This window comes from Nocardia fusca NBRC 14340, assembly GCF_001618425.1.
Classification (GTDB): domain Bacteria; phylum Actinomycetota; class Actinomycetes; order Mycobacteriales; family Mycobacteriaceae; genus Nocardia; species Nocardia fusca.
The window spans coordinates 364,857-390,164 of sequence record NZ_BDCU01000017.1 but is presented as its reverse complement, the minus strand read 5'-3'; the positions used below and the strand labels follow the sequence as shown (position 1 = coordinate 390,164).

At 69.2% G+C, this 25,308-nt stretch carries 27 protein-coding genes; 18 read left to right on the top strand and 9 right to left on the bottom strand.

Annotation, left to right across the window (positions count from 1 at the left end):
• Window positions 1-107: 107 nt before the first annotated feature.
• The 7 genes from NF4_RS08245 (at window position 108) to truB (ending at window position 6,085) form a co-directional block, all read left to right on the top strand.
• A complete protein-coding gene (locus NF4_RS08245; protein WP_030521718.1) occupies window positions 108-398 on the top strand; it encodes a DUF503 domain-containing protein in 291 nt (96 codons plus the stop codon).
• Window positions 399-490: 92 nt separating this feature from the next.
• On the top strand, window positions 491-931 hold the full coding sequence (gene rbfA / locus NF4_RS08240) for a 30S ribosome-binding factor RbfA (protein ID WP_063126639.1): 441 nt from the start codon (window positions 491-493) through the stop codon (window positions 929-931).
• 12 nt (window positions 932-943) lie between these two features.
• On the top strand, window positions 944-1,951 hold the full coding sequence (locus tag NF4_RS08235; RefSeq protein ID WP_063126638.1) for a DHH family phosphoesterase: 1,008 nt from the start codon (window positions 944-946) through the stop codon (window positions 1,949-1,951).
• 99 nt (window positions 1,952-2,050) lie between these two features.
• Entirely contained in the window at window positions 2,051-3,400 is a 1,350-nt protein-coding gene (locus NF4_RS08230) for an MATE family efflux transporter (RefSeq protein WP_063126637.1), read from the top strand.
• Window positions 3,401-3,458: 58 nt separating this feature from the next.
• The gene (locus tag NF4_RS08225; protein WP_157120051.1) at window positions 3,459-4,418 is read left to right on the top strand and encodes a metallophosphoesterase family protein; all 960 of its coding nucleotides are present in this window, start codon (window positions 3,459-3,461) and stop codon (window positions 4,416-4,418) included.
• 99 nt (window positions 4,419-4,517) lie between these two features.
• Window positions 4,518-5,186: a 4'-phosphopantetheinyl transferase Npt gene (gene npt, locus NF4_RS08220; RefSeq protein WP_063126636.1), complete on the top strand. Its 669-nt coding sequence runs from the start codon at window positions 4,518-4,520 to the stop codon at window positions 5,184-5,186.
• A complete protein-coding gene (truB, locus tag NF4_RS08215) occupies window positions 5,186-6,085 on the top strand; it encodes a tRNA pseudouridine(55) synthase TruB (protein WP_063126635.1) in 900 nt (299 codons plus the stop codon). The genes npt and truB overlap by 1 nt, the downstream gene beginning before the upstream one ends.
• A gap of 10 nt (window positions 6,086-6,095) precedes the next feature.
• Here the strand turns inward: truB and NF4_RS08210 are convergent, their stop codons facing one another.
• The 3 genes from NF4_RS08210 to NF4_RS08200 are packed head-to-tail and all read right to left on the bottom strand — an operon-like array spanning window position 6,096 to window position 8,259.
• Complete coding sequence (locus NF4_RS08210) at window positions 6,096-6,776, bottom strand: GntR family transcriptional regulator (RefSeq protein ID WP_063126634.1); 681 nt, start codon at window positions 6,774-6,776, stop codon at window positions 6,096-6,098.
• The gene (locus tag NF4_RS08205) at window positions 6,763-7,494 is read right to left on the bottom strand and encodes a maleate cis-trans isomerase family protein (RefSeq protein ID WP_063126633.1); all 732 of its coding nucleotides are present in this window, start codon (window positions 7,492-7,494) and stop codon (window positions 6,763-6,765) included. Before NF4_RS08205 ends, NF4_RS08210 begins: the two co-directional genes overlap by 14 nt.
• Before the next feature lie 45 nt (window positions 7,495-7,539).
• A complete protein-coding gene (locus tag NF4_RS08200) occupies window positions 7,540-8,259 on the bottom strand; it encodes a maleate cis-trans isomerase family protein (protein ID WP_198165271.1) in 720 nt (239 codons plus the stop codon).
• 107 nt (window positions 8,260-8,366) lie between these two features.
• On the opposite strand from NF4_RS08200, the gene NF4_RS08195 reads away from it, so the two are divergent.
• Window positions 8,367-9,332 carry a D-2-hydroxyacid dehydrogenase gene (locus tag NF4_RS08195; protein ID WP_063126631.1) on the top strand — a complete coding sequence of 322 codons (966 nt, stop codon included), beginning with the start codon at window positions 8,367-8,369 and terminating at the stop codon, window positions 9,330-9,332.
• A gap of 13 nt (window positions 9,333-9,345) precedes the next feature.
• Window positions 9,346-10,749 carry an amidase gene (locus NF4_RS08190; protein ID WP_084532945.1) on the top strand — a complete coding sequence of 468 codons (1,404 nt, stop codon included), beginning with the start codon at window positions 9,346-9,348 and terminating at the stop codon, window positions 10,747-10,749.
• Between the two features lie 41 nt (window positions 10,750-10,790).
• Here the strand turns inward: NF4_RS08190 and NF4_RS08185 are convergent, their stop codons facing one another.
• The 3 genes from NF4_RS08185 to NF4_RS08175 form a co-directional block, all read right to left on the bottom strand.
• Entirely contained in the window at window positions 10,791-11,285 is a 495-nt protein-coding gene (locus NF4_RS08185; RefSeq protein ID WP_063126629.1) for a DUF3830 family protein, read from the bottom strand.
• 62 nt (window positions 11,286-11,347) lie between these two features.
• Window positions 11,348-12,595, bottom strand: coding sequence for an aspartate aminotransferase family protein (locus tag NF4_RS08180; RefSeq protein WP_063126628.1), 1,248 nt, complete (start codon window positions 12,593-12,595; stop codon window positions 11,348-11,350).
• 251 nt (window positions 12,596-12,846) lie between these two features.
• The gene (locus NF4_RS08175) at window positions 12,847-13,590 is read right to left on the bottom strand and encodes a metal-dependent transcriptional regulator (RefSeq protein ID WP_084532944.1); all 744 of its coding nucleotides are present in this window, start codon (window positions 13,588-13,590) and stop codon (window positions 12,847-12,849) included.
• Between the two features lie 271 nt (window positions 13,591-13,861).
• On the opposite strand from NF4_RS08175, the gene NF4_RS08170 reads away from it, so the two are divergent.
• From NF4_RS08170 to NF4_RS08155, 4 genes are all read left to right on the top strand, one after another.
• Complete coding sequence (locus NF4_RS08170) at window positions 13,862-14,827, top strand: bifunctional riboflavin kinase/FAD synthetase (RefSeq protein ID WP_198165254.1); 966 nt, start codon at window positions 13,862-13,864, stop codon at window positions 14,825-14,827.
• 186 nt (window positions 14,828-15,013) lie between these two features.
• The gene (gene rpsO / locus NF4_RS08165) at window positions 15,014-15,283 is read left to right on the top strand and encodes a 30S ribosomal protein S15 (protein WP_030521700.1); all 270 of its coding nucleotides are present in this window, start codon (window positions 15,014-15,016) and stop codon (window positions 15,281-15,283) included.
• Between the two features lie 402 nt (window positions 15,284-15,685).
• Complete coding sequence (locus NF4_RS08160; protein ID WP_063126626.1) at window positions 15,686-17,983, top strand: polyribonucleotide nucleotidyltransferase; 2,298 nt, start codon at window positions 15,686-15,688, stop codon at window positions 17,981-17,983.
• Window positions 17,958-19,373: a M16 family metallopeptidase gene (locus NF4_RS08155; protein ID WP_084532943.1), complete on the top strand. Its 1,416-nt coding sequence runs from the start codon at window positions 17,958-17,960 to the stop codon at window positions 19,371-19,373. The genes NF4_RS08160 and NF4_RS08155 overlap by 26 nt, the downstream gene beginning before the upstream one ends.
• 17 nt (window positions 19,374-19,390) lie before the next feature.
• On the opposite strand, the gene NF4_RS08150 is transcribed toward NF4_RS08155, so the two are convergent.
• Window positions 19,391-19,729, bottom strand: coding sequence for an ArsR/SmtB family transcription factor (locus NF4_RS08150; protein ID WP_063126625.1), 339 nt, complete (start codon window positions 19,727-19,729; stop codon window positions 19,391-19,393).
• Window positions 19,730-19,820: 91 nt separating this feature from the next.
• Between NF4_RS08150 and NF4_RS08145 the strand changes: the two genes are divergently transcribed.
• Window positions 19,821-21,020 (top strand): MFS transporter, encoded by a 1,200-nt coding sequence (locus tag NF4_RS08145; protein WP_063126624.1) that lies wholly within the window; start codon window positions 19,821-19,823, stop codon window positions 21,018-21,020.
• Between the two features lie 2 nt (window positions 21,021-21,022).
• On the opposite strand, the gene NF4_RS08140 is transcribed toward NF4_RS08145, so the two are convergent.
• Entirely contained in the window at window positions 21,023-21,418 is a 396-nt protein-coding gene (locus NF4_RS08140) for a VOC family protein (protein ID WP_063126623.1), read from the bottom strand.
• A 138-nt stretch (window positions 21,419-21,556) separates the two neighbouring features.
• Between NF4_RS08140 and NF4_RS08135 the strand changes: the two genes are divergently transcribed.
• From NF4_RS08135 to NF4_RS08120, 4 genes are all read left to right on the top strand, one after another.
• Entirely contained in the window at window positions 21,557-22,657 is a 1,101-nt protein-coding gene (locus tag NF4_RS08135; RefSeq protein ID WP_063126870.1) for an alcohol dehydrogenase catalytic domain-containing protein, read from the top strand.
• 325 nt (window positions 22,658-22,982) lie between these two features.
• On the top strand, window positions 22,983-23,735 hold the full coding sequence (gene dapB / locus NF4_RS08130; protein ID WP_063126622.1) for a 4-hydroxy-tetrahydrodipicolinate reductase: 753 nt from the start codon (window positions 22,983-22,985) through the stop codon (window positions 23,733-23,735).
• Between the two features lie 53 nt (window positions 23,736-23,788).
• Window positions 23,789-24,232 carry a hypothetical protein gene (locus tag NF4_RS08125; RefSeq protein WP_063126869.1) on the top strand — a complete coding sequence of 148 codons (444 nt, stop codon included), beginning with the start codon at window positions 23,789-23,791 and terminating at the stop codon, window positions 24,230-24,232.
• Window positions 24,233-24,263: 31 nt separating this feature from the next.
• The gene (locus NF4_RS08120) at window positions 24,264-24,716 is read left to right on the top strand and encodes a flavodoxin family protein (RefSeq protein ID WP_063126621.1); all 453 of its coding nucleotides are present in this window, start codon (window positions 24,264-24,266) and stop codon (window positions 24,714-24,716) included.
• Between the two features lie 85 nt (window positions 24,717-24,801).
• Here NF4_RS08120 and NF4_RS08115 read toward each other — a convergent pair whose 3' ends face one another.
• Window positions 24,802-25,248, bottom strand: coding sequence for a hypothetical protein (locus NF4_RS08115; RefSeq protein WP_063126620.1), 447 nt, complete (start codon window positions 25,246-25,248; stop codon window positions 24,802-24,804).
• Window positions 25,249-25,308 lie beyond the last annotated feature (60 nt).

The following is a 25,308-nucleotide window of genomic DNA, read 5'->3' as shown; positions in this document are numbered from 1 at the left end:
ACCGGGCGGAATTCCACCGCCCGGTCCGGCCATCGATATCGGCACAGCGGTACACCTGCCCATGGGGGTCCCGCCGGGCCGGAATGTCGCAATAACCGGGAGGTTGCGTGTACCTGGGTGCACTCGAATTCGACATCCTGCTGGGTGATGTGCACTCGCTGAAGGAGAAGCGTTCGGTGATCCGGCCGATACTGGCCGAACTCCAGCGCTTCGGGGTGAGTACCGCCGAGGCGGGGGAACACGACCGATACCGCCGCACCCTGCTCGGGGTGGCGATGGTGTCGGCCGGAATGGACCATCTGACGGCTGTGCTGGATCGATGCGAACGACATGTCGCGGCACGTCCGGAGTTACAGTTGCTGGCAGTACGCCGGCGAGTCTTCGGACCCGAGGACTGACCGGCCGCGAGTGATATCAGCGGTGGCCGCGGTCCGTGCGGCAGGTCTCGCGCGGACCGTCCCACCGTCGCTGAACAGGGAAAGGAGCGGCCATGGTGGATCAAGCCAGGGCACGCCGGCTCGCCAAGCGGATCTCCGCGATCGTGGCCACGGCAATCGAATACGAAATCAAGGATCCGCGGCTGCGTTTCGTCACCGTCACCGATGCGCGGGTGACCGGCGATCTGCACGATGCGACGATCTTCTACACGGTGATGGGTGAAACCGTCGACGCCGAACCCGACTACGACGCCGCGGCCGCCGGCCTGGAAAAGGCCAAGGGTGTGCTGCGATCGAAGGTGGGCGCGGGCACCGGGGTGAAGTTCACACCCACGCTCGGCTTCGTGCTCGATACCGTGCCGGACGCGGCGCGGCAGATGGAGAATCTGCTGGCGCGGGCCCGGGCCGCCGACGACGAAGTCGCGCGGGTGGCCGCCGAGGCCACCCCGGCGGGCGATGCGGACCCGTACAAAACACCCCGCGACGACGACTGAGTCGCGGCCGATATGACCACAACCGGTGCCGCGGTCGATTTCACCGCGGCCGTCGGGGCGCTGGACAGCGCGCGTTCGGTGACCGTCCTGTGCCATATCCAGCCCGACGCCGACACACTCGGCAGCGGTTTGGCGCTGGCTGCGGTACTGGACCGCCGCGGCGTGCCGGTACGGGTGTCGTTCGCCGAACCGGCCGAACCGGCGGCCGGACTGCGCACCCTGCCGGGGATGCGGTTCCTGGTGCCGCCCGGCGAGGTGCCGGCCGAGGTGGATCTGCTGGTCACGGTGGACTGCGGCAGCGTGGGCCGGCTCGGCGCACTCGCCGACCGGCTGCCCGGGGCGTCACGCACGCTGGTGATCGACCATCATCGGTCCAATACCCGGTTCGGGGAGATCAACCTGATCGATCCCGACGCCGTGTCCACCGCCAGTGTCATCACGGCCCTGCTGGACGCCTGGGACGAGCCGATCGACGCCGGGATCGCCCACTGCCTGTTCGCCGGGCTGGCCACCGACAGCGGGTCGTTCCGGTGGGTGACCCCCGGAACCCATGCGCTGGCCGAACGGCTGCTGGCCACCGGGATCGACGGCGCCGCCATCACCCGCACCCTGATGGACACCCATCCCTTCGCGTGGTTGCAGATGTTGTCGACGGTGCTCGCCTCGGCCCGGCTCGATCGCGCGGCGCACGGCGGAACCGGGCTGGTCGCGGCGTTCGTGCTGGCCACCGATCTCGCGGAGGTGCGGCAGGAAGAGGCCGAAAGTGTGGTCGATATCGTGCGCGCGACCGCGGAGGCCGGGATCGCGGCGGTGTTCAAAGAGGCCCGGCCGACCGATGAACGACGCCGCTGGACGGTATCGCTGCGGTCCAAGGACAGCGGTTCCGGGACCGGCGACGGCGCCGATGTCGCGGCCGTGGCCGCGGGTCTGGGCGGCGGCGGTCATCGCTACGCGGCCGGGTACACGACCTACGGTGAGCCGGCGGACATCCTGGCGCAGTTGCGCACCGCGCTGGGCTAGCGTGCGAGCCGCTCGCGACAGTTGAGGAGGCGCCCCGCGGCGCGACCCGGGGCCGCCGGGCGCGCCCGCACGGGGCGAGTAACGGACGGGAAGCCGACGATGCACACGGAGCTGACCGGGCCACCGGCCCCGGCGGTGGAGGCCGGGCCCCGGCGCATCCTGGGTCTGGCGCTGCCGACCCTGGGCGTGCTGGTGGCCGAACCGATCTACCTGTTGTTCGATCTCGCCGTGGTGGGCCGGCTGGGGGCGCTGGCGCTCGCGGGACTGGCCGTCGGTGGCCTGATCCTCGCCCAGGTCAGTTCGCAGCTGACCTTCCTCGCCTACGGGACGACCGCCCGCTCGGCGCGGCGACACGGCGCGGGGGACGAGCCGGGAGCGGTCGCGGAGGGCGTCCAGGCGAGCTGGCTGGCCGGCGGTATCGGGCTGGTGATCGTCCTGGTGGTGCAGGTGGCGGGGGTGCCGATCGCCGGCGCCGTCGCGGGGGACGCGGAGATCGCGGCCGAGGCGCTGGCCTGGTTGCGGATCGCCCTGTTCGGGGTGCCGCTGATCCTGCTGTCCATGGCCGGGAACGGGTGGATGCGGGGAGTGCAGCAGACTCGGCGACCACTCACCTATGTGGTGCTCGGGCTGGGCTTGTCGGCGGTGTTGTGCCCGCTGCTGGTGCACGGCCTCGCCGGGCTGCCACGGCTGGGACTGCCCGGGTCCGCGGTGGCCAATGTGGTGGGTCAGGCGGTGACGGCCGGGCTGTTCCTGGGTGCGCTCGCCCGGGCCCGGGTGCCGCTCGCCCCGCGGCTGCCCGTGATGCGGGCCCAGCTGGTGCTCGGCCGTGACCTGATCGTGCGCAGTCTCGCCTTCCAGGCGTGTTTCGTCTCGGCCGCCGCCGTCGCGTCCCGGTTCGGGGCGGCGTCGGTGGCGGCACATCAGCTGGTCCTGCAGCTGTGGAACTTCCTCGCCCTCACCCTGGATTCGCTGGCCATCGCGGCGCAGACGCTGGTGGGATCGGCGCTGGGTGCCCGGAACGCGGCGGGCGCGCGGGCGGTGGCCCGCCGGGTCACCGGCTGGTCGGAGGTGTTCGCGCTGGTCCTGGCCGCGGCCTTCGCGGCCGGCGCGGTGCTGATTCCGCCGCTGTTCACCACCGATGCGGCGGTCCTGGACCGGACCGGCGTCGTGTGGTGGTACTTCGTGGCCATGATTCCGGTGGCCGGTGTGGTCTTCGCGCTGGACGGGGTGCTGCTGGGCGCGGGGGACGCCGCCTATCTGCGCACCACCACCCTGGGGGCCGCCCTCGTCGGTTTCCTGCCGGCGATCTGGCTCTCGCTGGCCTTCGATTGGGGGATCGGCGGAATCTGGTGTGGGTTGATCGCGTTCATGCTGTTGCGACTGGCGGCGGTGAGCGCGCGGGCGCTGTCCGGGCGCTGGATCCGTGTCGGTGCCGAAATCCCGTCGTGAGCGGGTGGCCGGGTACAGACGTGCCGGGCGACGCAGGCGATATGCGAAGGTGGGTGTGGTGATACCCAAGTTGATGGCGGTGAGCGATATCCATGTCGGTCACCAGGGCAACAAGCCGGTGGTCGAGGACATCCGTCCCGATTCCCCGGAGGACTGGCTGATCGTCGCCGGTGATGTCGCCGAACGCAGTGACGATATCCGCTGGGCGCTGAAACTCCTGCGGGAGCGGTTCGCCACTGTGATCTGGGTGCCCGGCAACCACGAACTGTGGACCACCGCCAAGGACCCGGTACAGATGCACGGGGCGGCGCGCTACGACTACCTGGTCTCGATGTGCCGGGATCTGGACGTGCTCACCCCGGAGGACCCGTACCCGGTGTGGACCGGCGCGGGTGCCGAGGCCCACGGCGGCGCGGTGACCATCGCTCCGCTGTTCCTGCTCTACGACTACTCGTTCCGGCCCAAGGGCGCCCGCACCAAGGCCGAGGGACTGGCGATCGCGCGGGAGCGCAATGTCGTGGCCACCGACGAATTCCTGCTGTCGCCGGACCCCTACCTCACTCGCGACGCCTGGTGCGCGGCCCGGCTGCGCGCGACCCGGCGCAGGCTCGACAATCTGCCCGAGGGCACCCCGCTGGTCCTGATCAACCATTTCCCGCTGCTGCGCGAGCCCACGGATATGCTCTGGTATCCCGAGTTCGCGCTGTGGTGCGGGACCGAGCAGACCGCCGACTGGCACACTCGCTACAACGTGCTCTGCGCTGTCTACGGGCATCTGCACATCCCGCGGACCACCTTCTACGACGGGGTCCGGTTCGAGGAGGTCTCGCTCGGCTATCCGCGGGAATGGCAGAAGCGCGGTAAGCCCGACAACCTGCTGCGCCAGATCCTGCCCGACCCGAAGTACGCCCCGGGTGATCTGAACGAATGGGGCGGCCATTTCCGGGTGACGCCCGAGATGGCGGCCGCCGCGGCGGAGATGCGGGCCAAGGCACAGCGCCGGCGGGGGCTCGACTGAGATGCCCGGCCGTACCCCGCAGTCCCCGGCAGCGCCGCGCGCGGGCGGTGGGCGGTGTGCCCGGCGTCGCCGGGTGCGCACCCAGTAGGCTCGGCGACGATGATCGAGACAATCCTGCCCGCCGATGTCGCCTCCGCCGAGTTGTTCGACTATCCGGAGGATCTGAAACCGCATCCCGCCGAGGAGCACCTCATCGCGAAATCGGTGGACAAGCGGCGCCGTGACTTCATCGGTGCGCGGCACTGCGCCCGTCAGGCCCTGGCGCAGCTCGGCGAACCGGCGGTCGCGATCGGCAAGGGGGAGCGGGGCGCACCGGTGTGGCCGCGTGGAATCGTGGGCAGCCTCACGCATTGCGACGGTTTCCGCGGGGCGGCATTGGCCCACAAGATGCGCTACCGGTCGATCGGAATCGACGCCGAACCACACGACACCCTGCCCGAGGGGGTTCTCGATTCGGTGAGCCTGCCCGCCGAACGGGAATGGCTGCGCACCAGCGATTCCGCGCTGCACCTCGACCGCCTGCTGTTCTGCGCCAAGGAGGCCACCTACAAGGCGTGGTTCCCGCTCACCACCCGCTGGCTCGGTTTCGAGGACGCGCACATCTCCTTCACCGTGGACGAGGCCACCGACAACACCGGATCGGGGACTTTCCGGTCGCAGCTGCTGGTACCCGGCCAGACCGGTGACGGCGGGCTGCCGCTGACCTCCTTCGACGGGCGCTGGCGGATCACCGGCGGTTTCATCGTCACCGCGATCGCGCACAGCTGATGACGGATCTGCTGGGCGGTCTGCTGATCGTCGACAAGCCGGAGGGCCCGACCAGCCACGATATCGTGGCGAAGACGCGGAAACTGCTGCGCACCAAGAAGGTCGGGCACGCGGGCACGCTCGACCCCATGGCCACCGGGGTGCTGGTGCTCGGAGTGGAACGCGCCACCAAACTGCTGGGACTGCTCACCCTCACCACGAAGAGCTATACCGCGACCATCCGCCTGGGTCGGTCCACCACCACCGACGACGCGGAGGGTGAGGTGCTCACCACCACGGCGGCCGACGGCGTCGACGACGCCGGGATCGCCCGGGTCGTCGCCACACTCACCGGGGAGATCCAGCAGGTGCCCGCCACCGTGAGCGCGATCAAGGTCGGTGGGGAGCGTGCCTATGCCCGGCATCGCGCCGGTGAAGAGGTGAAACTCGCGGCGCGTCCGGTCACCGTTTCCCGGTTCGAGGTGCTGGCGCGCCGCGACCTGCCGGACGAGGGCCTGGTCGATCTGGACGTGGCGGTCGATTGCTCGTCGGGCACCTATGTGCGCGCGCTGGCCCGCGATCTGGGAGCGGCGCTGGGGGTGGGTGGTCATCTGACCGCGTTGCGGCGGACTCGGGTCGGGCCGTTCACGCTGGAGCACGCGCGCACCCTGGAGGAGCTGGCCGAGGATCCGGTGCCTGGCTTGGATATCGATGCCGCGGTGGCCCTGTGCTTCCCGCATCGCGCGATCGACGCCGCCGAAGCGGAGAAACTGCGGGACGGGCGCTGGCTGGAACCCGTCGGGACAGCGGGCGTGTACGCCGCCCGCACCGCGGACGAGAAGGTGATCGCGCTGCTTCAGGAGAAGGGCAATCGTGCCTCGCCGGTGCTGGTGGTGCGCCCGCGCGGGCTGATCGACTGATCGCCCGGAGTCAGCCGGGGATCGGTTCGGCGGTGTACCCCCCGCGCAGCCGCTGGACCGCGTCGTCCATATGGTCACGCAGCAGCCGGTGTACCCGGGGGGCTGTGGCCGCCCCGATCGCCTCGCGCAACGCCACATGCTCCTGGGCCTGGACTCCCAGGTCCGGGTAGGTGGTCTGCAGGGCGCCCAGGCACATCCGGGTCTCGATCAGCAGCGTGCGCGCCGCCCGGACCAGCCGCGGGCTACCGGCGGCCGCCACCAGCGCCTCGTGGAACCGCCGATCGGCATCGGAGACGCCCGCGGCATCCCCGGCCTCGGCTCGGTCGAGCATGGCCTGCACGCTGGGAGCCAGTGCCTCGTAGGCGATCTCCCGGCGGCCGTCGAGGATCAGGGTGAGCGCCCCGCCCTCGATGGCGGTGCGCGAACGGTAGATATCGACGACATCGGCGAGGGTCAGCTCGATGACGAAGATGCCGCGATTGCGGATACTGCGCAGCAATCCCTCGGACACCAGACGCTGCATGGCTTCCCGGACCGGCCCCCGGGAGACCCCGAACCGCGCGGCCAGATCGGCCTCGCCCAGCTGGGCGCCCGGTTCCAGACCGCCGCGCACGATCGCCTCGCGCAGTTTGTCCGCGATCACCTCGGCGGTGGACCGCTGATCGACCGGTTCGAAATCAACCACCGACATGGACAGACCTTTCCGCGAACAATGCGCCCAGCGATGACGATATCGGGGTGCGGCCCGCGAGTCGCAATCCTTCCCAGATGGTGACCTGGTTCGCGGTGAGCACCGGTTTGCCCAGCGCGGCCTCCAGGCGCGGCAGCACCTCGAGGGTGTGCATGGCGGTATCGGGGATCAGCAGCGCGTCCGCTTCGGGATGGTCGCTTGCGACCGCGAGTTGGAGCACCTGCTCGGCGGTCAGCGTGCCGACCTCCGCCGCGGTGTCGATACCCGCGCTCCGGAACGCCACGACCGTGATCCCGGCATCGGCCAGGAAATCGGCGAACAGCCGCGCCACGTCGTCGGGGTAGCTCGCCGCCACCGCCACCCGGCGCACCCCGAGCGCCCGGGCCGCTGCCACGAAGGCGAAACTGGTGCTGGAGGCGGGAACCCCCGCGGCGTCGGCCAATCCGCGGACCTGTTCGCGGGCTCCCTCCGGACCGTAGACGAAACTGCCGGAGGTGCAGGCCCAGACGACCGCGTCGGGACGGTGGGCGGTCAGTTGCGCCGCGCCGTCCCGGAGTTTGTCCGGGCTGCCCAGATCCAGCAGTTCCGGAATCGCGTGCAGGTCGGTGCCGTAGATATGGGCCACCGGCAGCCGGGCGTCCAGGATCGACTCCGCCCGCGGGTAGTCGTCCTCGGCGGCGTGGTCGGGGTAGATGAATCCGATCGTCGGTACCGGCATGAGGGCTCCGTTCCTGGGCTGGGTTCGGTTCGGGGACATGATGTTTCAGAAGACTTCCGAGAGCCACCGGCCGGGCCCCATCATCGGCAGTTTCATCCGCCCGAGGCAGGCCCACATGGTCAGCTGATTGGCGGTGAGGATCGGTTTGCCCAGCATCTTCTCCAGCGGCTCGATGATGTCGTAGGTGGGCAGGTTGGTACAGCTGACGAAAATCGCCTCGGCCTTCGGGTCGTCCGCGCCGAGTATGCGTTCGGCGATGGTGCGGTAGTTGACCTTCCAGATACCGCCGCCGAGGCCCAGATGCTCGGACCGGACCACGCTGCAGCCGGCCTCGTCGAGGAAGTCGCGCAGTTTGCCGGTGAGGAGTTCGTCGTAGGGGGTCATGATGGAGATCCGGCCGATATCGAGATGGCGGACGGCCTCGAGCAGGGCCCCGGATGTGGTGACCGCGTTCGCCGCACCGGCGCGGCAGATCGTTTCGCACAACGATCGCTCGTAGTCGATCCCCTTGATGAAACTGCCGGAATTGCACAGGTACGCGACGACCTCGGGTTCGACATGCAGGACATTGCGTGTCGCCGCGGTGAGGTGCACGGCATCGGAGACCAGTTCGGCCATGGCCAGCGATACGGGGACCGGTTCATACGGTGTGCGCGCCAGGTGCAGGCTCACCTCGAGGGGTATCCAGCGCCAGAGTTCCCGCTCCAATGCCAGGTCGAACGGCGCGATCACACCGATGCCCCGTTGCGCGACCGGGCCCTCCATATCGGGAAAATCGAACTCCACTGCGGCCCCTCTCGCACTCAGCCGGGAAGACCTCCGAGAACGATCGGATTGTTGACAATCATACGATGTGACCATACCGTGTCAATATGGAATCGGGACCGATTGTCACCGTTGTGCACAGTGGCCGTCCGCCCGATCCGGCCCTCATGGCGCCGGTGAGTGCGCGGGCCACGGTGCGGTACACCGACTCCGCCGGATTGGCGGCCGCGCTGTCGGGCACGCAGGTGCTCTTCGTCTACGACTTCCAGACGCGTGCGCTGCCCGCCGCCTGGCCCGCGGCCGACCGGCTGCAATGGGTGCACGTCGCCGCGACCGGTGTCGATACCGTGCTGTTTCCCGGATTACGCGACAGCGACGTGGTCGTCACCAACACCCGGGGGGTCTTCGACACCGCGATCGCCGAATACGTCCTCGGCCAGATCCTCGATTTCGCCAAGGACCTCACCGGCTCCCACCGGCTCCAGCAGCAGCAGGTTTGGCAGCACCGTGAATCCGAGCGCATCGCGGGCGCCACCGCGCTCGTCGTCGGCACCGGGGCGATCGGCCGGGCCATCGCCGGACTGTTGCGTGCCACCGGGATACAGGTACGCGCGATCGGCCGCCGCGCCCGCCGGGACGATCCGGATTTCGGCGTCGTGACCACCGACCTGTACGCCGAACTGCCCTGCGCCGACTACGTGATCGCCATCGCCCCGCTCACCGACCGCACCCGGCACATGTTCGACGCCCGCGCGTTCGGCGCCATGAAACCCCACGCCCGGTTCATTAATGTGGGCCGCGGCGAACTCGTGGTGACCGACGACCTGGTCGCCGCCCTGCGTTCGGGGGGAATCGCCGGTGCCGCGCTGGACGTGGTGGACCCGGAACCGCTACCGTCCGGCCATCCACTGTGGACCCTGCCGACCGCGCGGATCACGCCACACAACTCCGGTGATTTCATCGGCTGGCGTGCCGAGATGGTCTCCGCGTTCGCCGCCAACTTCGACCGCTGGTCGGCCGGCCGTCCGCTGGACAATGTCGTCGACAAAACGCTCGGGTACGTGCCCGGCTGAAGGAGGGCCTCAGATGAGCCGACCCGAGACCCCGCGACCGACCGACCCCGTCGAGATGACCGCGGTGGAACTGATCTCGGCCTATGCTGCCGGGACCCTGTCCCCGGTGGAAGCGACCGAGGCCGTGCTCGCCGCCATCACCGTCCGCGATACCGATATCAACGCCTACTGCCTCGTCGACCCCGACCGGGCGCTGGTGCAGGCCAAGGATTCCGAGGCGCGCTGGCAGTCCGGGCACGTCCGCGGACTGCTCGACGGTGTACCGATCTCGATCAAGGACATCTTCCTCACCGAGGACTGGCCCACCCGGCGCGGCTCCCTGAGCATCGGCCCGGAAGGCCCGTGGCCGGTGGACAGTCCCGTCGCCGCCCGGGTGCGGGAGGACGGCATGGTGATCGTCGGTAAGACGACCACACCGGAGATCGCCTGGAAGGGTGTGACGGACAGTCCGCTCACCGGGATCACCCGCAATCCCGTCGATCCCACCCGCACCGCGGGGGGATCCTCCGGCGGCAGCGCCGCGGCGGTCGCGGCCGGGATGGGCCCGGTCTCGGTCGGCACCGACGGCGGCGGCAGCGTGCGGATCCCGGCCGCGTTCTGCGGCATCGTCGGATTCAAACCCACCCACGGCCGCATCCCGCTGTACCCGGCCAGCCCGTTCGGCCCGCTGGCCCACGGCGGGCCGCTGACCCGCACGGTCGAGGACGCGGCATTGCTGCTCGATATCCTGGCCCTCCCGGACCCGCGCGATCCCACCGCGCTCGCCCCCACGCTGACCACGTTCCGCGGCCAGATCCAGCGCGAGGTCCGCGGCGTGACCGCCGCCTATTCGCCGACGCTGGGCTATGTCCGGCCCGATCCCGAGGTCGAGGCGATCGTATCCGGGGCCGTGAACGCTCTCGAGACCGCCGGGTTGCGTGTCTCGGCCGCCGACCCCGGCTTCACCGATCCGCGCGACGCCTTCGACGTGATGTGGGCGGCGGGTGCCGCGGCGATGCTGGCGAACTTCCCGGCGGGTGCGCGCGAGAACGCCGACCCCGGCCTGCGGCGGGTCTGGGAATACGGTGAAACCCTCTCCGCGACCGACTATCTCGATGCCCGCGCGGTCGCCGCCCAGGTGGCGATCACCATGGGGACGTTCCACACCGCCTACGACATCCTCCTCACTCCCACGGTCCCGATCACGGCGTTCGAAGCCGGCCACGACGTGCCGCCCGGCAGCGATATGTCGGACTGGCCGGATTGGACGCCCTACACGTATCCGTTCAATCTCACCCAGCAGCCCGCGCTCAGCATTCCGGCCGGCCGGACGAGCGACGGGATGCCGGTCGGGCTGCAGATCGTGGGGCCCCGGCACTCCGACGACCTGGTGCTCGCGATCGGACGGTACGCGGAGGCGGTGCTGGCCGGGCGCTGAGCTGTGTTTTTGGCGCGCCAGCGCGCCAAAAACACAGCCTGTCAGGCCCGGGCGAAGGCGAGCGTTTCCCCGGCCACGCCGTGCAGCCACAGCGTGTTGCAGACGGCGGCCAGTTCTGGCAGCCCCTCCTCGATGGTGGCGAAGACATTGCCGGGCACCCAGCCCAGATCGCCGTTGATGAGCAGGTTGTTGCGGCCGTAGAACAGTGCGAGATCGGTGGCGCCCTGTTCGTGGTGGGCGGTCGACCCCGGTTCGTACCCGTAGGCGGGATTGCCGATCTCCCAGGGCTCGAAGTCGAACAGGCAGACATCACCCGGAATCGGGGTGACCGTGGGGTTCTCCCGGTGCGGGGCGCCGGGGATCCGGGGCACCAGCGTATACAGCTCGTTGCGGGCGTACTTGGCGTGGAAGGCATCCCCTTCTTGGGGGAGGGCCTCCCATACCGCGGCGCAGGTGCGTGGCGCTTCGTCGTCGAGCAGGCGGGCGCGGCAGGTGAGGCCGGTCTTGGTGAGGGTGATCGTGAGGTAGCGGGCCATCGATCCGTCCTGGCGTCGTACGGGTGGGGTCGGCGACGTTGCCGGGGATTCCGCGGAGTGGGTCAGCTGCCCAGTTCGGCGAGGACCTCGGACCAGATGGTCAGGGCGTCGGCGATCTGGGCTTCGGAGACGATGAGCGGCGGGATCATCCGAACCACGTTCATATGGGCGCCGCAGGTCAGTAGCAACAGGCCCTTGGTGGCGGCCAGCTGCTGTGCGGCGGTGGCGGTTTCCCGGTCCGGCGTGCCGTCGGGGGTGGTGAACTCCGAGCCCACCAGTAGGCCGAGACCCCGGACGTCGCCGACGGCTTTCGTCTCGGCCGCGCGGACACCGGCCAGCAGCTGTTCGCCGCGGACCGCCGCGTTCTCGACCAGCCCTTCCGATTCGATCACGTCGAGGGTGGCCAGGGCGGCCGCGCAGGCCACGGCGTTACCGCCGTAGGTGCCGCCCTGCGATCCGGGCCACGCCTTGCCCATGAGCTCTGCCGAGGCGGCGATTCCGGAGATGGGGAAGCCGCTGGCCAGACCCTTCGCCATGGTGATGACATCGGGGCGGACGTCGAAATGCTGGTGGCCGAAGAACTTCCCGGTGCGGCCGAAGCCGGTCTGGATCTCGTCGAAGATCAGCAGGATGCCGTAGCGGTCGGCGCGTTCGCGCAGGCCCTGGAAGAACTCGCGGTTGCCGGGGATGTAGCCGCCCTCGCCGAGTACGGGCTCCACGATGAACGCGGCTGTTTCCGCGGGGGAGGTGAGGGTGGCGAAGAGATAGTCGAGTTCGCGCAGTGCGAAGGCGGTGGCCTCGGCCTCGGTCCAGCCGTACCGGAAGGCGGTGGGGAAGGGCGCCACGTGCACACCCGGCATCAGGGGGCTGAACCCGGCAGAGAAGCGGGTGCCGGAGGTTGTCATGGTGGCGGCGGCGACGGTGCGGCCGTGGAAACCGCCGTGGAAGACGATCACATTGGGGCGGCCGGTGGCCTGGCGGGCCAGCCGCAGCGCCGCTTCGACGGCTTCGCTACCGGAGTTGGCGTAGAACACCGAGTCCAGTCCCGCGGGCAGCACGGTGCCCAGGCGTTCGGTCAGTTCCAGCATCGGCCGGTGCATCACGGTGGTGTACTGCCCGTGGATCAGCTTGCCGACCTGCTCCTGAGCCGCCGCGACGACCCGGGGATGGCAGTGGCCGGTGCTGGTGACGCCGATACCGGCGGTGAAGTCGAGAAACCGGCGGCCGTCGACGTCGTAGAGGTAGCAGCCGGCGCCGTGATCGACGGTGACCGGTGTGGCCTGCTTCAGGATCGGGGAAAGTTCGGCCATGGTGTTCCGCCTCCCGGGACAGTCGGTGCGGCGCGCCGGACCGACGGGTGTGCGAGGCCGAGTGGAAGCCACTCGGAAATTGTCGGATTGTTGACAATATGAATAGCACGGCGGCACTGCCCGCGGCAATGGTTCACACCGCGTGAGTCGGCGGTATATCCGTTCGGCCGGCCTGTCGTCGCCCGCGTGTCGCGCGGCGGTGCGCTATGTGCGCGCCCCGGCCGTCCGGCCCGGTCGCGCCGGGCCAGGCATCACTCCCGCAGCCAGATGGCCTCGGCGGCGATACTGCCCAGATCGGTCAGGGATTCCTCGCGCCCGATCCGCACCGCGATGGTGCCCGCGAAATCTCGCCGCTCCACCACGACGATCACCGTGTCCAGGGCGATACCCACCGAATCGAAATACCGCAGCATGTCCGGATCGGAATCGGAGATACGGGCCACCCGGCCCGACTCACCGGCCTCGAAATCGCTCAACCGGCGCGCGGGCGGTGTGGGCACCGCACCGTCCACCGACGGGATCGGGTCGCCGTGTGGATCCCGGTCGGGGAACCCCAGTTTCGCGTCGATCCGGGCCATCAGCAGATCCGAGACCGCGTGTTCGAGGATCTCCGCCTCGTCGTGCACCTCGTCCCAGCCGTAACCCAGCTCGCTCACCAGGAAGGTTTCGATCAAGCGGTGCCGGCGCACCATATCGATGGCGGCGCGGCGGCCGTCCTCGGTCAGGGTGATGGAGCCGTACCGGGCGTGCTCGACCAGGCCCTGGTCCGATAATTTGCGCACGGCCTCCGACACCGTGGAGGCGGAGACGCCGATCCGCTCGGCGAGCAGTTTGGTACTCACCCGTTCCTGCGACCACTCCTGGGCGGTCCAGATGACTTTCAGATAGTCCTGGGCCACCGACGACAGTCCCGGAGCGACCGATTCCCCGGCGTCGGCGAGGTCCCGTCGGGTGGCGATATCTCGTTTTCCGGGCACAATCACGAGCTTAAGCATTCCCGGGGCAATACACCTAGATGGCGCTGGTGGGCGTAGCCCGTCCGCAGTCCGCGCACGGCCGGAGCGGATGCGGAGGTACGCCGAGGTTCTGTTCGGGTGGGGGTTGTGTGCGGTCGTGGACATGTGGTTGCGCACGGCCGGAGCGGATGCGGAGGTACGCATATTGCGCCGTCTCCGGGAAACCCGGTGTTCGCCCGGGCGTTGCGCAGTCGAACACCGGTCGCACCCGAATACGGTACGGCCGCATGTTTGCGTAGGCTTGGCGTCTGTGCAGAGGTGGCGAAGTCTCGACGACGTACCCGCGGACTGGGGGCGGTGCGTTCTCACGATCGGCGTGTTCGACGGTGTTCATCGCGGACACGCGCAGTTGATCAGCCGGGCGGTGAAGTCCGCTGCCGCCCGTGGTGTCCCGGCGGTACTGATGACTTTCGATCCGCATCCCATGGAGGTGATCCGGCCCGGTTCCCATCCGGCGCAGCTCACCACGCTCACCCGCCGCGCCGAACTCGCCGAGGAGCTGGGCGTCGACGTCTTCTGCGTCATGCCCTTCACCCACGACTTCATGAAGCTCACCCCGGGCGAGTATGTGCACGACCTGCTGGTGGAGCGGTTGCACGTCAGCGAAGTGGTGGTCGGCGACAATTTCACCTTCGGCAAGAAGGCCGCGGGCACCGTGGACACCATGCGCGAACTCGGCAGCCGGTTCGGTTTCGAGGTCGACGGCGTGACCTTGCTGGGCGAGCATGCCGTCACCTTCTCCTCCACCTACATCCGCGCCTGTGTCGACGCCGGCGATATGGCCGCCGCCGCCGACGCGCTGGGCCGCCCACACCGGGTGGAGGGTGTGGTGGTGCGCGGTGACGGCCGCGGCCGCACGCTGGGTTTCCCCACGGCCAATGTCGCGCCCCCCATGCATGCCGCCATCCCGGCCGACGGGGTCTACGCGGGATGGTTCACCGTGCTGGGCCCCGGGCCGACCATCGGCACCGTGACACCCGGCGAACCTGTGATGGCCGCGATCTCGGTCGGTACCAACCCCACCTTCTCCGGCCGGGCCCGTACGGTCGAGGCCTATGTCCTGGACCGCGAGGCCGATCTCTACGGGCAGCACGTGGCCGTGGATTTCGTGGACCATCTGCGCGGGATGCGGAAGTTCGATTCGGTCGACGAACTGGTCGCGGTCATGGGCCGGGATGTGGACGCGACCCGCAAGGTCCTCGGTTCCGGAACCTGAACCCGGCCCGGCGTGGGCGGTCGGAAACGGCTCGGGTAAGGTGGCCCGTCGGGTCTGCTGCGGTCCGCGGCGGCGCCCATCCCGGATATCCGGCCGGATCATCACGATATGCGCTGTCGGCGAATATCGAGTGCTGCGGTCACCGGGCCCCTGTGCGCGGAACTGAGAAACAGGAGTGGATGCCCCATGGCGCTGACCACCGAGCAGAAGAAGACCATTCTCGCGGAGTACGGTCTGCACGAGACGGACACCGGTTCGCCGGAGGCCCAGATCGCACTGCTGACCAAGCGTATCTCCGATATCACCGAGCACCTGAAGGTGCACAAGCACGATCACCACACCCGCCACGGGCTGATGGCGCTGATCGGTCGCCGCAAGCGGCTGTCGAAGTACCTGCAGAACAACGACATCAACCGCTACCGCAGCCTGATCGAACGCCTCGGCCTGCGGCGCTGATCGATCTTGAACACGCCCGGTTCCACGAGCCGGGCGGTACGTATGCCGACGGGGCGCATACAATCGCCTCGTCGGCATTTTCGTGTACCGGGTGACTCTCCCGGGCACGGAAACGACAGAACCAGCCGTGCACACCCGCGCTCGTGGCGTCGGTCTTCGGTAGTGGCTTTTCGGCCCGGGCGTGATACGCCGGAGAGCTTCGATCGATGACCGCCTCCGCGTCGCCGGCTCCAAGGGGAGCCCGGCCGGGTGTACGCGCCGCAGCACGAATACGGCCACCGCTGACCCCGACGGTCACCGCGGTTCCGCCGACGCGCCGCGTTCGAACCTGGTACGGCTGACACAGCCGGATCGCGCCACCGGGCGCTGTATCCGGCGAGACGAGAGGTTGAGAACAGAGAAATGCCAGAAACGATTGAACGCTCGAAGAGCTCGGCCATCGAGGTCGAACCGGGTGTTTTCGAATCCGTCGCGCTGATCGACAACGGCGCGTTCGGCACCCGCACGGTTCGCTTCGAGACGGGCCGGCTCGCGAAACAAGCCGCCGGATCGGTCGTCGCCTACCTGGACGACGAGACCATGCTGCTGTCGGCGACCACCGCCGGTAAGCACCCCAAGGACCAGTTCGACTTCTTCCCGCTGACCGTCGATGTCGAGGAGCGGATGTACGCGGCGGGCCGGATCCCCGGTTCGTTCTTCCGCCGCGAGGGCCGTCCCTCCACCGACGCGATCCTCACCTGCCGGCTGATCGACCGGCCGCTGCGCCCGTCGTTCGTCGACGGCCTGCGCAACGAGATCCAGGTCGTGGTGACCGTGCTGAGCCTCGATCCCAAGGATCTCTACGACGTGGTCGCCATCAACGCGGCTTCGGCGTCCACCCAGATCTCGGGCCTGCCGTTCTCCGGTCCGGTCGGCGGCGTGCGTGTCGCGCTGATCAACGATCCGGCGGTGGGTACCGCCGCGGGTGGCCAGTGGGTCGCCTTCCCGACCGTCGAGCAGCTGGAGAAGGCTGTTTTCGATATGGTCGTGGCCGGCCGGGTCACCGAGACCGGTGATGTGGCGATCATGATGGTCGAGGCCGAAGCCACCGACAATGTGATCGCGCTGATCGACGGTGGCGCGCAGGCGCCGACCGAGGCCGTGGTCGCCGAGGGGCTCGAGGCCGCCAAGCCGTTCATCGCGCGGCTGTGCCGGGCGCAGCAGGACCTGGCCGAGCTCGCGGCCAAGCCCACCGAGGAATTCCCGCTGTTCCCGCCGTACGCCGACGACGCGTACGCCGCCGTCGAGGACGCCGCGAAGGCGCCGCTGTCGGAGGCGCTGAGCATCGCCGGTAAGCAGGAGCGCGACGAGAAGATCGACGAGATCAAACTCGAGGTGCTGTCCCGTCTCGGCGAATCGTTCGAGGGCCGGGAGAAGGAGCTGGGGGCCGCGTTCCGCTCGGTCACCAAGAAGCTGGTCCGTCAGCGCATCCTCACCGACGGTTTCCGGATCGACGGCCGTGGACTGGCCGATATCCGGGCGCTGTCGGCCGAGGTCGCCGTGGTGCCGCGGGCCCACGGTTCGGCGCTGTTCGAGCGCGGCGAAACCCAGATCATGGGTGTGACCACCCTCGATATGGTCAAGATGGCGCAGCAGGTCGATTCGCTCGGCCCGGAAACCTCCAAGCGCTACATGCACCACTACAACTTCCCGCCGTACTCGACCGGTGAAACCGGTCGTGTCGGTTCGCCCAAGCGCCGCGAGATCGGCCACGGCGCACTGGCCGAGCGGGCGCTGATCCCGGTGCTGCCGAGCCAGGAGGAGTTCCCGTACGCGATCCGGCAGGTGTCGGAGGCGCTGGGATCCAACGGTTCGACCTCGATGGGTTCGGTCTGTGCCTCGACCCTGTCGCTGCTCAACGCCGGTGTGCCGCTGAAGGCGCCGGTTGCGGGTATCGCCATGGGCCTGGTGTCGGACACCGTCACCAACGAGGCCGGGGCGCAGGAGGTCCGCTATGTGGCGCTGACCGATATCCTCGGCGCCGAGGACGCCTTCGGTGATATGGACTTCAAGGTCGCCGGCACCCGGGGCTTCGTCACCGCCCTGCAGCTCGACACCAAGCTGGACGGTATCCCCTCGCAGGTGCTGGCCGGTGCGCTGAGCCAGGCGCACGACGCCCGCACCACGATCCTGGACGTGATGGCCGAGGCCATCGCCACCCCGGACGAGATGAGCCCCTACGCCCCGCGGGTCACCGCCATCAAGATCCCGGTCGACAAGATCGGCGAGGTGATCGGGCCCAAGGGCAAGATGATCAACCAGATCACCGAGGACACCGGCGCCAACATCTCCATCGAGGACGACGGCACCGTGTTCGTCGGTGCCACCGACGGCCCGTCGGCGCAGGCGGCGATCGACGCGATCAACGCGATTGCCAACCCGCAGCTGCCCAAGGTCGGCGAGCGGTTCCTCGGCACCGTGGTCAAGACCACCGCTTTCGGTGCGTTCGTCTCGCTGCTGCCGGGTCGTGACGGTCTGGTGCACATCTCCAAGCTGGGCAACGGCAAGCGCGTGGCCAAGGTCGAGGACGTGGTGAACGTCGGCGACAAACTGCGCGTGGAGATCGCCGATATCGACAACCGCGGCAAGATTTCGCTGATCCCCGTCGACGAGACCGCCGACGAGGCGCCCGCCGATGCGGACGCGGCGACGACCGAGTAGTACTGGTCGTGTGACGGAGCAGAAAACGACGGCCCCCCTGCGCCCGAGTGGGCAGGGGGGTTCGTCATCGGCGTGGCGGATCGGCGAAACGGTCGATATCGACAACGGAGTGCGGCGTACCGTCCTGCCGGGTGGTCTGCGCGTGGTGACCGAGCATGTACCCGGCGTGCGTTCGGCGTCCATCGGCGTATGGGTAGGGGTCGGTTCGCGCGACGAGGGCCCGACCGTCGCCGGTGCCGCGCATTTCCTGGAGCACCTGCTGTTCAAGGCCACGCCGAGTCGCTCGGCGCTGGATATCGCCGAGGCCATGGATGCCGTCGGCGGCGAACTCAACGCGTTCACCGCCAAGGAGCAGACCTGTTACTACGCCCACGTGGTGGACGAGGATCTGCCGCTGGCGGTGGACCTGGTCACCGATGTGGTGCTCAACGGCCTGTGCCGGGCGGCCGATGTCGATGTGGAACGGCAGGTCGTGCTGGAGGAGATCGCGATGCGCGACGACGATCCGGAGGATCTCGTCGGCGACGCCTTCCTCACCGCACTGTTCGGTGATCACCCGATCGGCCGGCCGATCATCGGCTCGGTGGAATCCATCGAGGGGATGCGCGCGAGCCAGCTGCGTTCCTTCCATCAGCGCCGCTACACCCCCGACCGGATGGTCGTCGCGGTCGCGGGCAATATCGAGCACGAGCACACCGTGGAACTGGTACATCGCGCGGTCGCCGGCCGGCTCGACCCCGGCGCGCTGCCCGCGCCGCGGCGCGAGGGCCGGTTCCGTACCCGGGACGAGCCGAGGCTGACCTGGTCCAACCGGGACAGCGAACAGGCGCATCTGGTGTTCGGAGTCCGGGCCTACGGGCGCCACGAAGGACAGCTGCGGTGGCCGCTGTCGGTGCTCAACACGGTGGTCGGCGGCGGTCTGAGTTCCCGGCTGTTCCAGCGGATCCGGGAGGAACGCGGGCTCGCCTACTCGGTGTACTCCAGTGTGGACACCTTCGCCGACACCGGAGCGTTCTCGGTGTACCTGGGCTGCCAGCCGGAGAACCTCGGTGAGGTGGCGACGCTGGCCCGCGGAGTGCTCGAGGAGATCGCCGCGGACGGTATCACCGATGCCGAATGCGCCCGGGCCAAGGGTTCGCTGCGCGGCGGGCTGGTGCTGGGGTTGGAGGATTCGGCGTCCCGGATGAACCGGATCGGCCGCAGTGAGCTCAGTTACGGCAACCACCGCAGTGTGTCCGAGACGCTGGCCCGGATCGATGCGGTGACCACCGAGGAGGTCGGCGAGGTCGCGGCGGCGCTGCTGTCCCGGCCGTTCGCCGCGTCGGTGGCGGGGCCGTATCAGCGGGTCCGCGATCTCCCGGCGCCGGTTCGGCGGCTGGCCGCGAACTGAACGAGGGGCCCGGACAGTCAGTCGCGCTGATCCGGGGCCGCGCGATTGGCGGCACCGACGACGGAGTCCAGCAGGCCGGGCAGGGCCCGGTCGAGGTCGGCGGTGCGCAGCCGCTGATGGGTCTGTCCGTCGATCATCAGACGTTCGATGACACCGGCTTCACGCAGCACTTTGAAGTGGTGGGTGGCGGTCGATTTGTTGATCACTTCGTACAGCGCGGCGCAGCGTACGGCGTCGTCCGCGTTGTGCAGGCGGCGGACCATTTCCAGGCGCACCGGGTCCTGGAGCGCGGCCAGGACCACGGGGAGCGGGGCCACCGGGGCCGGGGTATCCGTGGTCGGTGTGGTCTGCGTCATGATCTACTCGCTCGGGTTTGATGATCATCGAACCTCGGTTTAGGCTCGATGCAGTTCGATCAACGTCAAACTTACCTGTTTCGGGGTTCTCATGACAGCGACAGCGGCGGTACTCACCGACGACAGAACGATCCAACCCTGGGCCTACGGTCTCGTCCTCGGCGCGACGGGGGTCGCTCTCGGGGTGTCCGGTGTACCGGCCCCGCTCTACGGTCTCTACGAACAGCAATGGCACCTCTCCCCGCTCACCACCACCGTTGTTTTCGCGGTCTACGCGATCGCGGCCCTCGGTGCCGTCCTCGTCTCGGGCCGGATCTCCGATGTGGTCGGGCGCAAACCCGTCCTGCTGGGGGCGTTCGCGGTGATGATCGCCGGCCTGGTGGTGTTCGTCCTCGCCGATACCGTGCCCATGCTGCTGCTGGCCCGCGCCCTGCACGGGATGGCCGTCGGCGCCACCGTGGTCGCCGGCGCGGCGGCGCTGCTCGACCTGCGACCGCATCGCGGCGCGCGCTCGGGTCAGCTCACCGGCGTCGCGTTCAACGTGGGCATGGCGGTGGCCATCATGGGCTCGGCGCTGCTGGCCCAGTACGCACCCCATCCGCTGCGCACACCGTACGTGGTGATCAGTATCGTCTGCCTGCTCGTCACCGCCGGGGTACTGGCATTACGCGAACCGCACACGGCGCGGGTCGCCGGCCGGATCCGCATCGCCCGTCCCGCCGTACCCCGCGAGATCCGCGCCGACTTCTGGTTCGCGGCGATGGGAGTCATGGCCGCGTGGTCGGTGCTCGGCGTACTGCTGTCGCTGTATCCGTCGCTGGCCGCGCAGCAGACCGGTATCCACAACCTCGTCTTCGGCGGAGTCGTGGTGGCGGCGACCGCGACGGCGGCCGCGCTCGTCCAGTTGTTCGCCACCGCCATTCCGGCGCGGCGTGCGGCCGTCGGCGGCGATATCGGAATGGCCGTCGCCCTGGTCCTGACCGTGCCCGCGCTCGGTACGCACAACTGGGTCGCGGTGCTGACGGCCGGTGTCCTGCTCGGTGCCACCTTCGGCCTCGGATTCGGTGGGTCGCTGCGCCACCTCTCGCACGTGGTGCCCGAACACCGGCGGGGCGAGACCATGTCGGCCTACTACCTGCTCGCCTACACCTCCATGGCGCTGCCGACCGTCCTCGCGGGCTGGGCCGCCACCACCTGGGGCCTGCACACGGTGTTCCCCTGGTTCGTGGGTGTCGTCGCGGTGGCCTGCCTGGGTGCCGCGACGCTGGGATTGCGCCGCGGCACCCGGTAGGGCTAGACCGGCCATCCTCCGTAGGGCACGGTGATCAACTCCATATAGTGACCGCTGGGGTCCAAGAAGTAGACGCCGCGCCCGCCGTCGTTGTGGTTGATCTCGCCCGCGGCCTTCTGCTGCGGGTCGGCCCAGTGCTCGAGACCGTACCGCTGGATCTTGGCGTAGGCGGCGTCGAACTCCTGCTCCGAGACCAGGAACGCGTAGTGCTGGCCCTGGATCTCGGCGATATGCGGAGGAACGTTCGCGAAATCGAACGTGACCCCGTTGGCGGTGACCAGGGGAATGAAGTGGCCCCATGGGGCGCCCGGTTCCACGCCCAGGATATCGCCCCAGAATTCGGCCGATTCCCGGTTGTCACGGCATCCGACAATGGTGTGGTTGAACTGAACGGACAAAGGAATATCTCCTCGAAGTCGTGCTGGTCCCGACCCCGGGCTCGGTACAAGGCGGCCAACGGGAGCACCATCACGGCACAGGAGAATAGTCCGAACCGGATCATGATCGAAACCCGAGCGCGGCCTACCGTGGTGACCATGAGAATTCGTGGGGCAGTCCTGGAACGGATCGGCGCGCCGGTGCCGTACGCCGAGTCGGCGCCGATCACCATCAGCGAACTCGAGCTCGCCGACCCGGGGCCCGGCGAGATCCTGGTGCGCATCGAAGCCGCCGGCCTCTGCCACTCCGACCTCTCGGTGGTCGACGGCAACCGGGTGCGACCGGTGCCGATGCTGCTCGGACACGAAGCGGCGGGCAAGGTCGTCCAGGCGGGTCCCGGCGTAGACCTGCCCGTCGGCCGGCGGGTCGTGATGACCTTCCTACCGCGCTGCGGCGAATGCGCCGGATGCGCTTCCGGCGGCCGGACCCCGTGTATTCCCGGCAGCGCGGCCAACAACGCGGGCGAACTGCTCGGTGGCGGCCGGCGACTGCGCCGCGACGGCGCCGAAGTACAGCACCATCTCGGAGTCTCCGGGTTCGCGACCCACGCGGTGGTGGACCGGCGTTCCGTGGTGCCGGTGGACGACGACGTGCCGCCGGAAGTCGCCGCCGTGCTCGGCTGCGCGGTCCTGACCGGCGGCGGTGCCCTGCTGAACTCGGCGAAACCGGCCGCGACCGACCGGGTCATGGTGGTGGGCCTCGGCGGTGTGGGTATGGCGGCCGTCTTGGTGGCGGTCTCCCTGGGTGTCCGGGAGGTCATCGCCGTCGACACGGTCCCGGACAAGCTGGCGCTGGCCCGCGAACTCGGGGCCGGGAGCGCGTACACGCCCGCCGAAGTCGCCGACCAGGGTGTCCAGGCGGAAGTCGTCGTCGAAGCGGTCGGCTCCGCCCGGGCCTTCGAGAGCGCGGTCGCGGCCACCGCGCCCGGCGGTGTCACCGTGACGGTGGGTCTGCCCGCCCCCGACGCCCGCGCGACCATCTCACCCCTGGGCCTGGTGGCCCAGGGCCGCTCGATCGTCGGCAGCTACCTCGGCTCGGCGGTCCCGTCGCGCGATATCCCGGAGTACGTCCGGATGTGGCGCGACGGCCGGCTCCCGGTGGAGAAACTGATCTCCGCCCGGATCGGGCTGGCGGATGTCAACGCCGCCATGGACGAACTCGCCGCCGGACACGCCCTCCGCCAGGTGATCCTCTTCTGAGCTGCGCTCATGGCGTTGCCTTCGGCGGCGCAAGTTCGGGGTCCGACATGATGACGAATGCCGACCATCCGGGAAGGCATGAGGTGGCAGACGTGCGCCGGACACGATGGGGATCGCCATCGGGCTCAGCCCGGAACCGGCGGGCCGGCCGACCTCGCCTTGGCCCCACAAACAGGCAACCGACCCCGGTGCCGAGTTCAGCGAGGCCCTCGAAGGTCGAGGCCTGAACGGCGGGACCCAGGGGGCCTCGCCCCGCGCGCCGAAGGCGCGCAAATAAACACAGTAGGCTCGGTGCGCAGGTCGACGACGAACAGGGAGTGGCGAGGTGACGGAACCGATTCGGGTTGGCGTTCTGGGAGCACAGGGCAAGGTCGGGCAGGCCATCTGTGCCGCCGTCGAGGCGGCCGCCGATCTCGAGCTCGTCGCCGCGGTCGACAAGGGCGATCCGCTGAGCCGGTTCGTCGAATCCGGCACTCAGGTCGTCGTCGACTTCACCCACCCCGATGTGGTGATGGGCAACTTGCAGTTCCTCGTGGAGAACGGAATCCACGCGGTGGTCGGGACGACCGGCTTCGACGAGGCGCGGCTCGATCAGGTGCGGGGCTGGCTGGCCGGGCGGCCGGAGATCGGGGTGCTGATCGCGCCGAATTTCGCGATCGGTGCGGTGCTGTCCATGCGTTTCGCCGAGCAGGCCGCCCGGTTCTTCGAATCGGTCGAGGTGATCGAGCTGCATCATCCGAACAAGGCCGACGCCCCGTCGGGTACCGCCTACCGGACCGCCGGGATCATCGCCGAGGCCCGGGAGAAGGCCGGCGCCGGACCGATCCCGGATGCCACCACCACCGAACTCGAGGGTGCGCGCGGGGCGGAGGTCGGCGGGGTGCGGGTGCATTCGGTGCGGCTGGCGGGTCTGGTGGCGCATCAGGAGGTGCTGTTCGGGACGCAGGGGGAGACGCTCACCATTCGCCACGATTCGATCGACCGCTCGTCGTTCGCGCCCGGTGTACTGCTCGGGGTGCGCCAGATCGGTCTGCGGCCGGGGCTCACCGTCGGCCTCGATCCGTTCCTCGACCTGTGAGCGATTCCGCCGGTGGGTCCGGCCGCGACCGCGAGGTCTGGAAGATCGTCGCGATGGTGGCGGCGCTGGTGCTGGCGCTGGTCTTCTACTTCCTGTGGCTGGGCCGGATCGCGGTGGCGCTGCTGACCTCGGGTGAGGTCGCGGCCGTCGCGCTGGGTGCCGGGGTGCTGATCCTGCCGCTGCTGGGGGTGTGGATGGTCGTGTCCACCCTGCGGGCGGCGCTGGATCATCAGCGGCTGGCCCGCCGGATCCACGATGAGGGCCTGGAATTGGATACCGCGGATCTGCCGCGTCGCCCGTCCGGCCGGATCGAACGGGCGGCCGCCGACGCACTGTTCCTGTCGGTGAAGAAGGAGTGGGAGGCCGACCCCGACAACTGGCGGGTGTCCTACCGGCTGGCGCGTGCCTACGATTGCGCCGGCGATCGGTCCCGGGCCCGCGACACCATGCGCCGCGCCGTGGAATTGGAGAAATACGAGCGCCGCACCGGAGCCTGAACCGCCGCCGGGAGCCGTTAGGCTCGGCGAGGTGCCGAGGTTGCTGATCGTCCATCACACGCCGTCCCCGCATATGCAGGCGATGTTCGAAGCGGTTTTGGCGGGGGCGACCGACCCGGAGATCGAAGGGGTCGACGTGGTCCGCCGCGCGGCATTGGCGCTCACTCCCGGCGAAATGCTGGCCGCCGACGGCTATCTGCTGGGCACTCCGGCCAATCTGGGCTACATGTCCGGTGCGTTGAAGCACGCGTTCGACACCTGCTACTACCCGTGCCTGGACAGCACCCGTGGCCGGCCGTACGGGTTGTACATCCACGGGAACGAGGGCACCGAAGGTGCCGAGCGGGGTGTGGAATCGATAACCACCGGGCTCGGGTGGGTCAAGGCGGTGAGTCCGGTGGTGGTGATGGGCAAACCGGCGAAGGGCGATCTCGAGCGCTGCTGGGAGCTGGGCGCCACGGTGGCCGCCGGGCTGATGGGCTGATCCGGGCGGATTACTGCGCTCGGCAGTGCACGAGGTGGGCCGGGACGTCGAGTGCGGTCGGTGCTGCGGTGCCCGGTGACCAGGACTACTCTTCGCGTTTGGCGCTGCCGTAGCCGCCCCGCATCTGGTCGCGCAGCGCGCCGGACACCACTCCGGACATCCAGGAGTTCAACGACTGCCCGCTCTGCGCGGCGGCTTCCTCGGCACGCGCCTTCACCTGTTCGACCAGACGCAGGGTGACCCGGCTGATATCGCCGGTCATCTCCTCGAAGCTCGGGTTGTCGCCGGCCGGGGCGCGTCGCACTTCGATATCGGCTTCGGTGCCGTGCAGGGAGACACGCACGGTGCGGTCGCCCAGTTCGGCGCTGACGGTATCGGCGAGTTCGGTGAGGGCCGAGAGCAGGGCCAGCCGGGCCGAGTTCTCCACCGCGCCGGCCAGCGCGGCGGCCGTGGCCTGCGTTTTCTCGTCACCCAGGGCAGCTGCGGCCACCAGGTCCTCGCGGATGCCCGCGGTGTATTTGGTCAAATCCATGACACCAGTGTGACGCCATTTTTGATGTCGTTCAAGGACAGAAATGGCGGCAAGATGGCG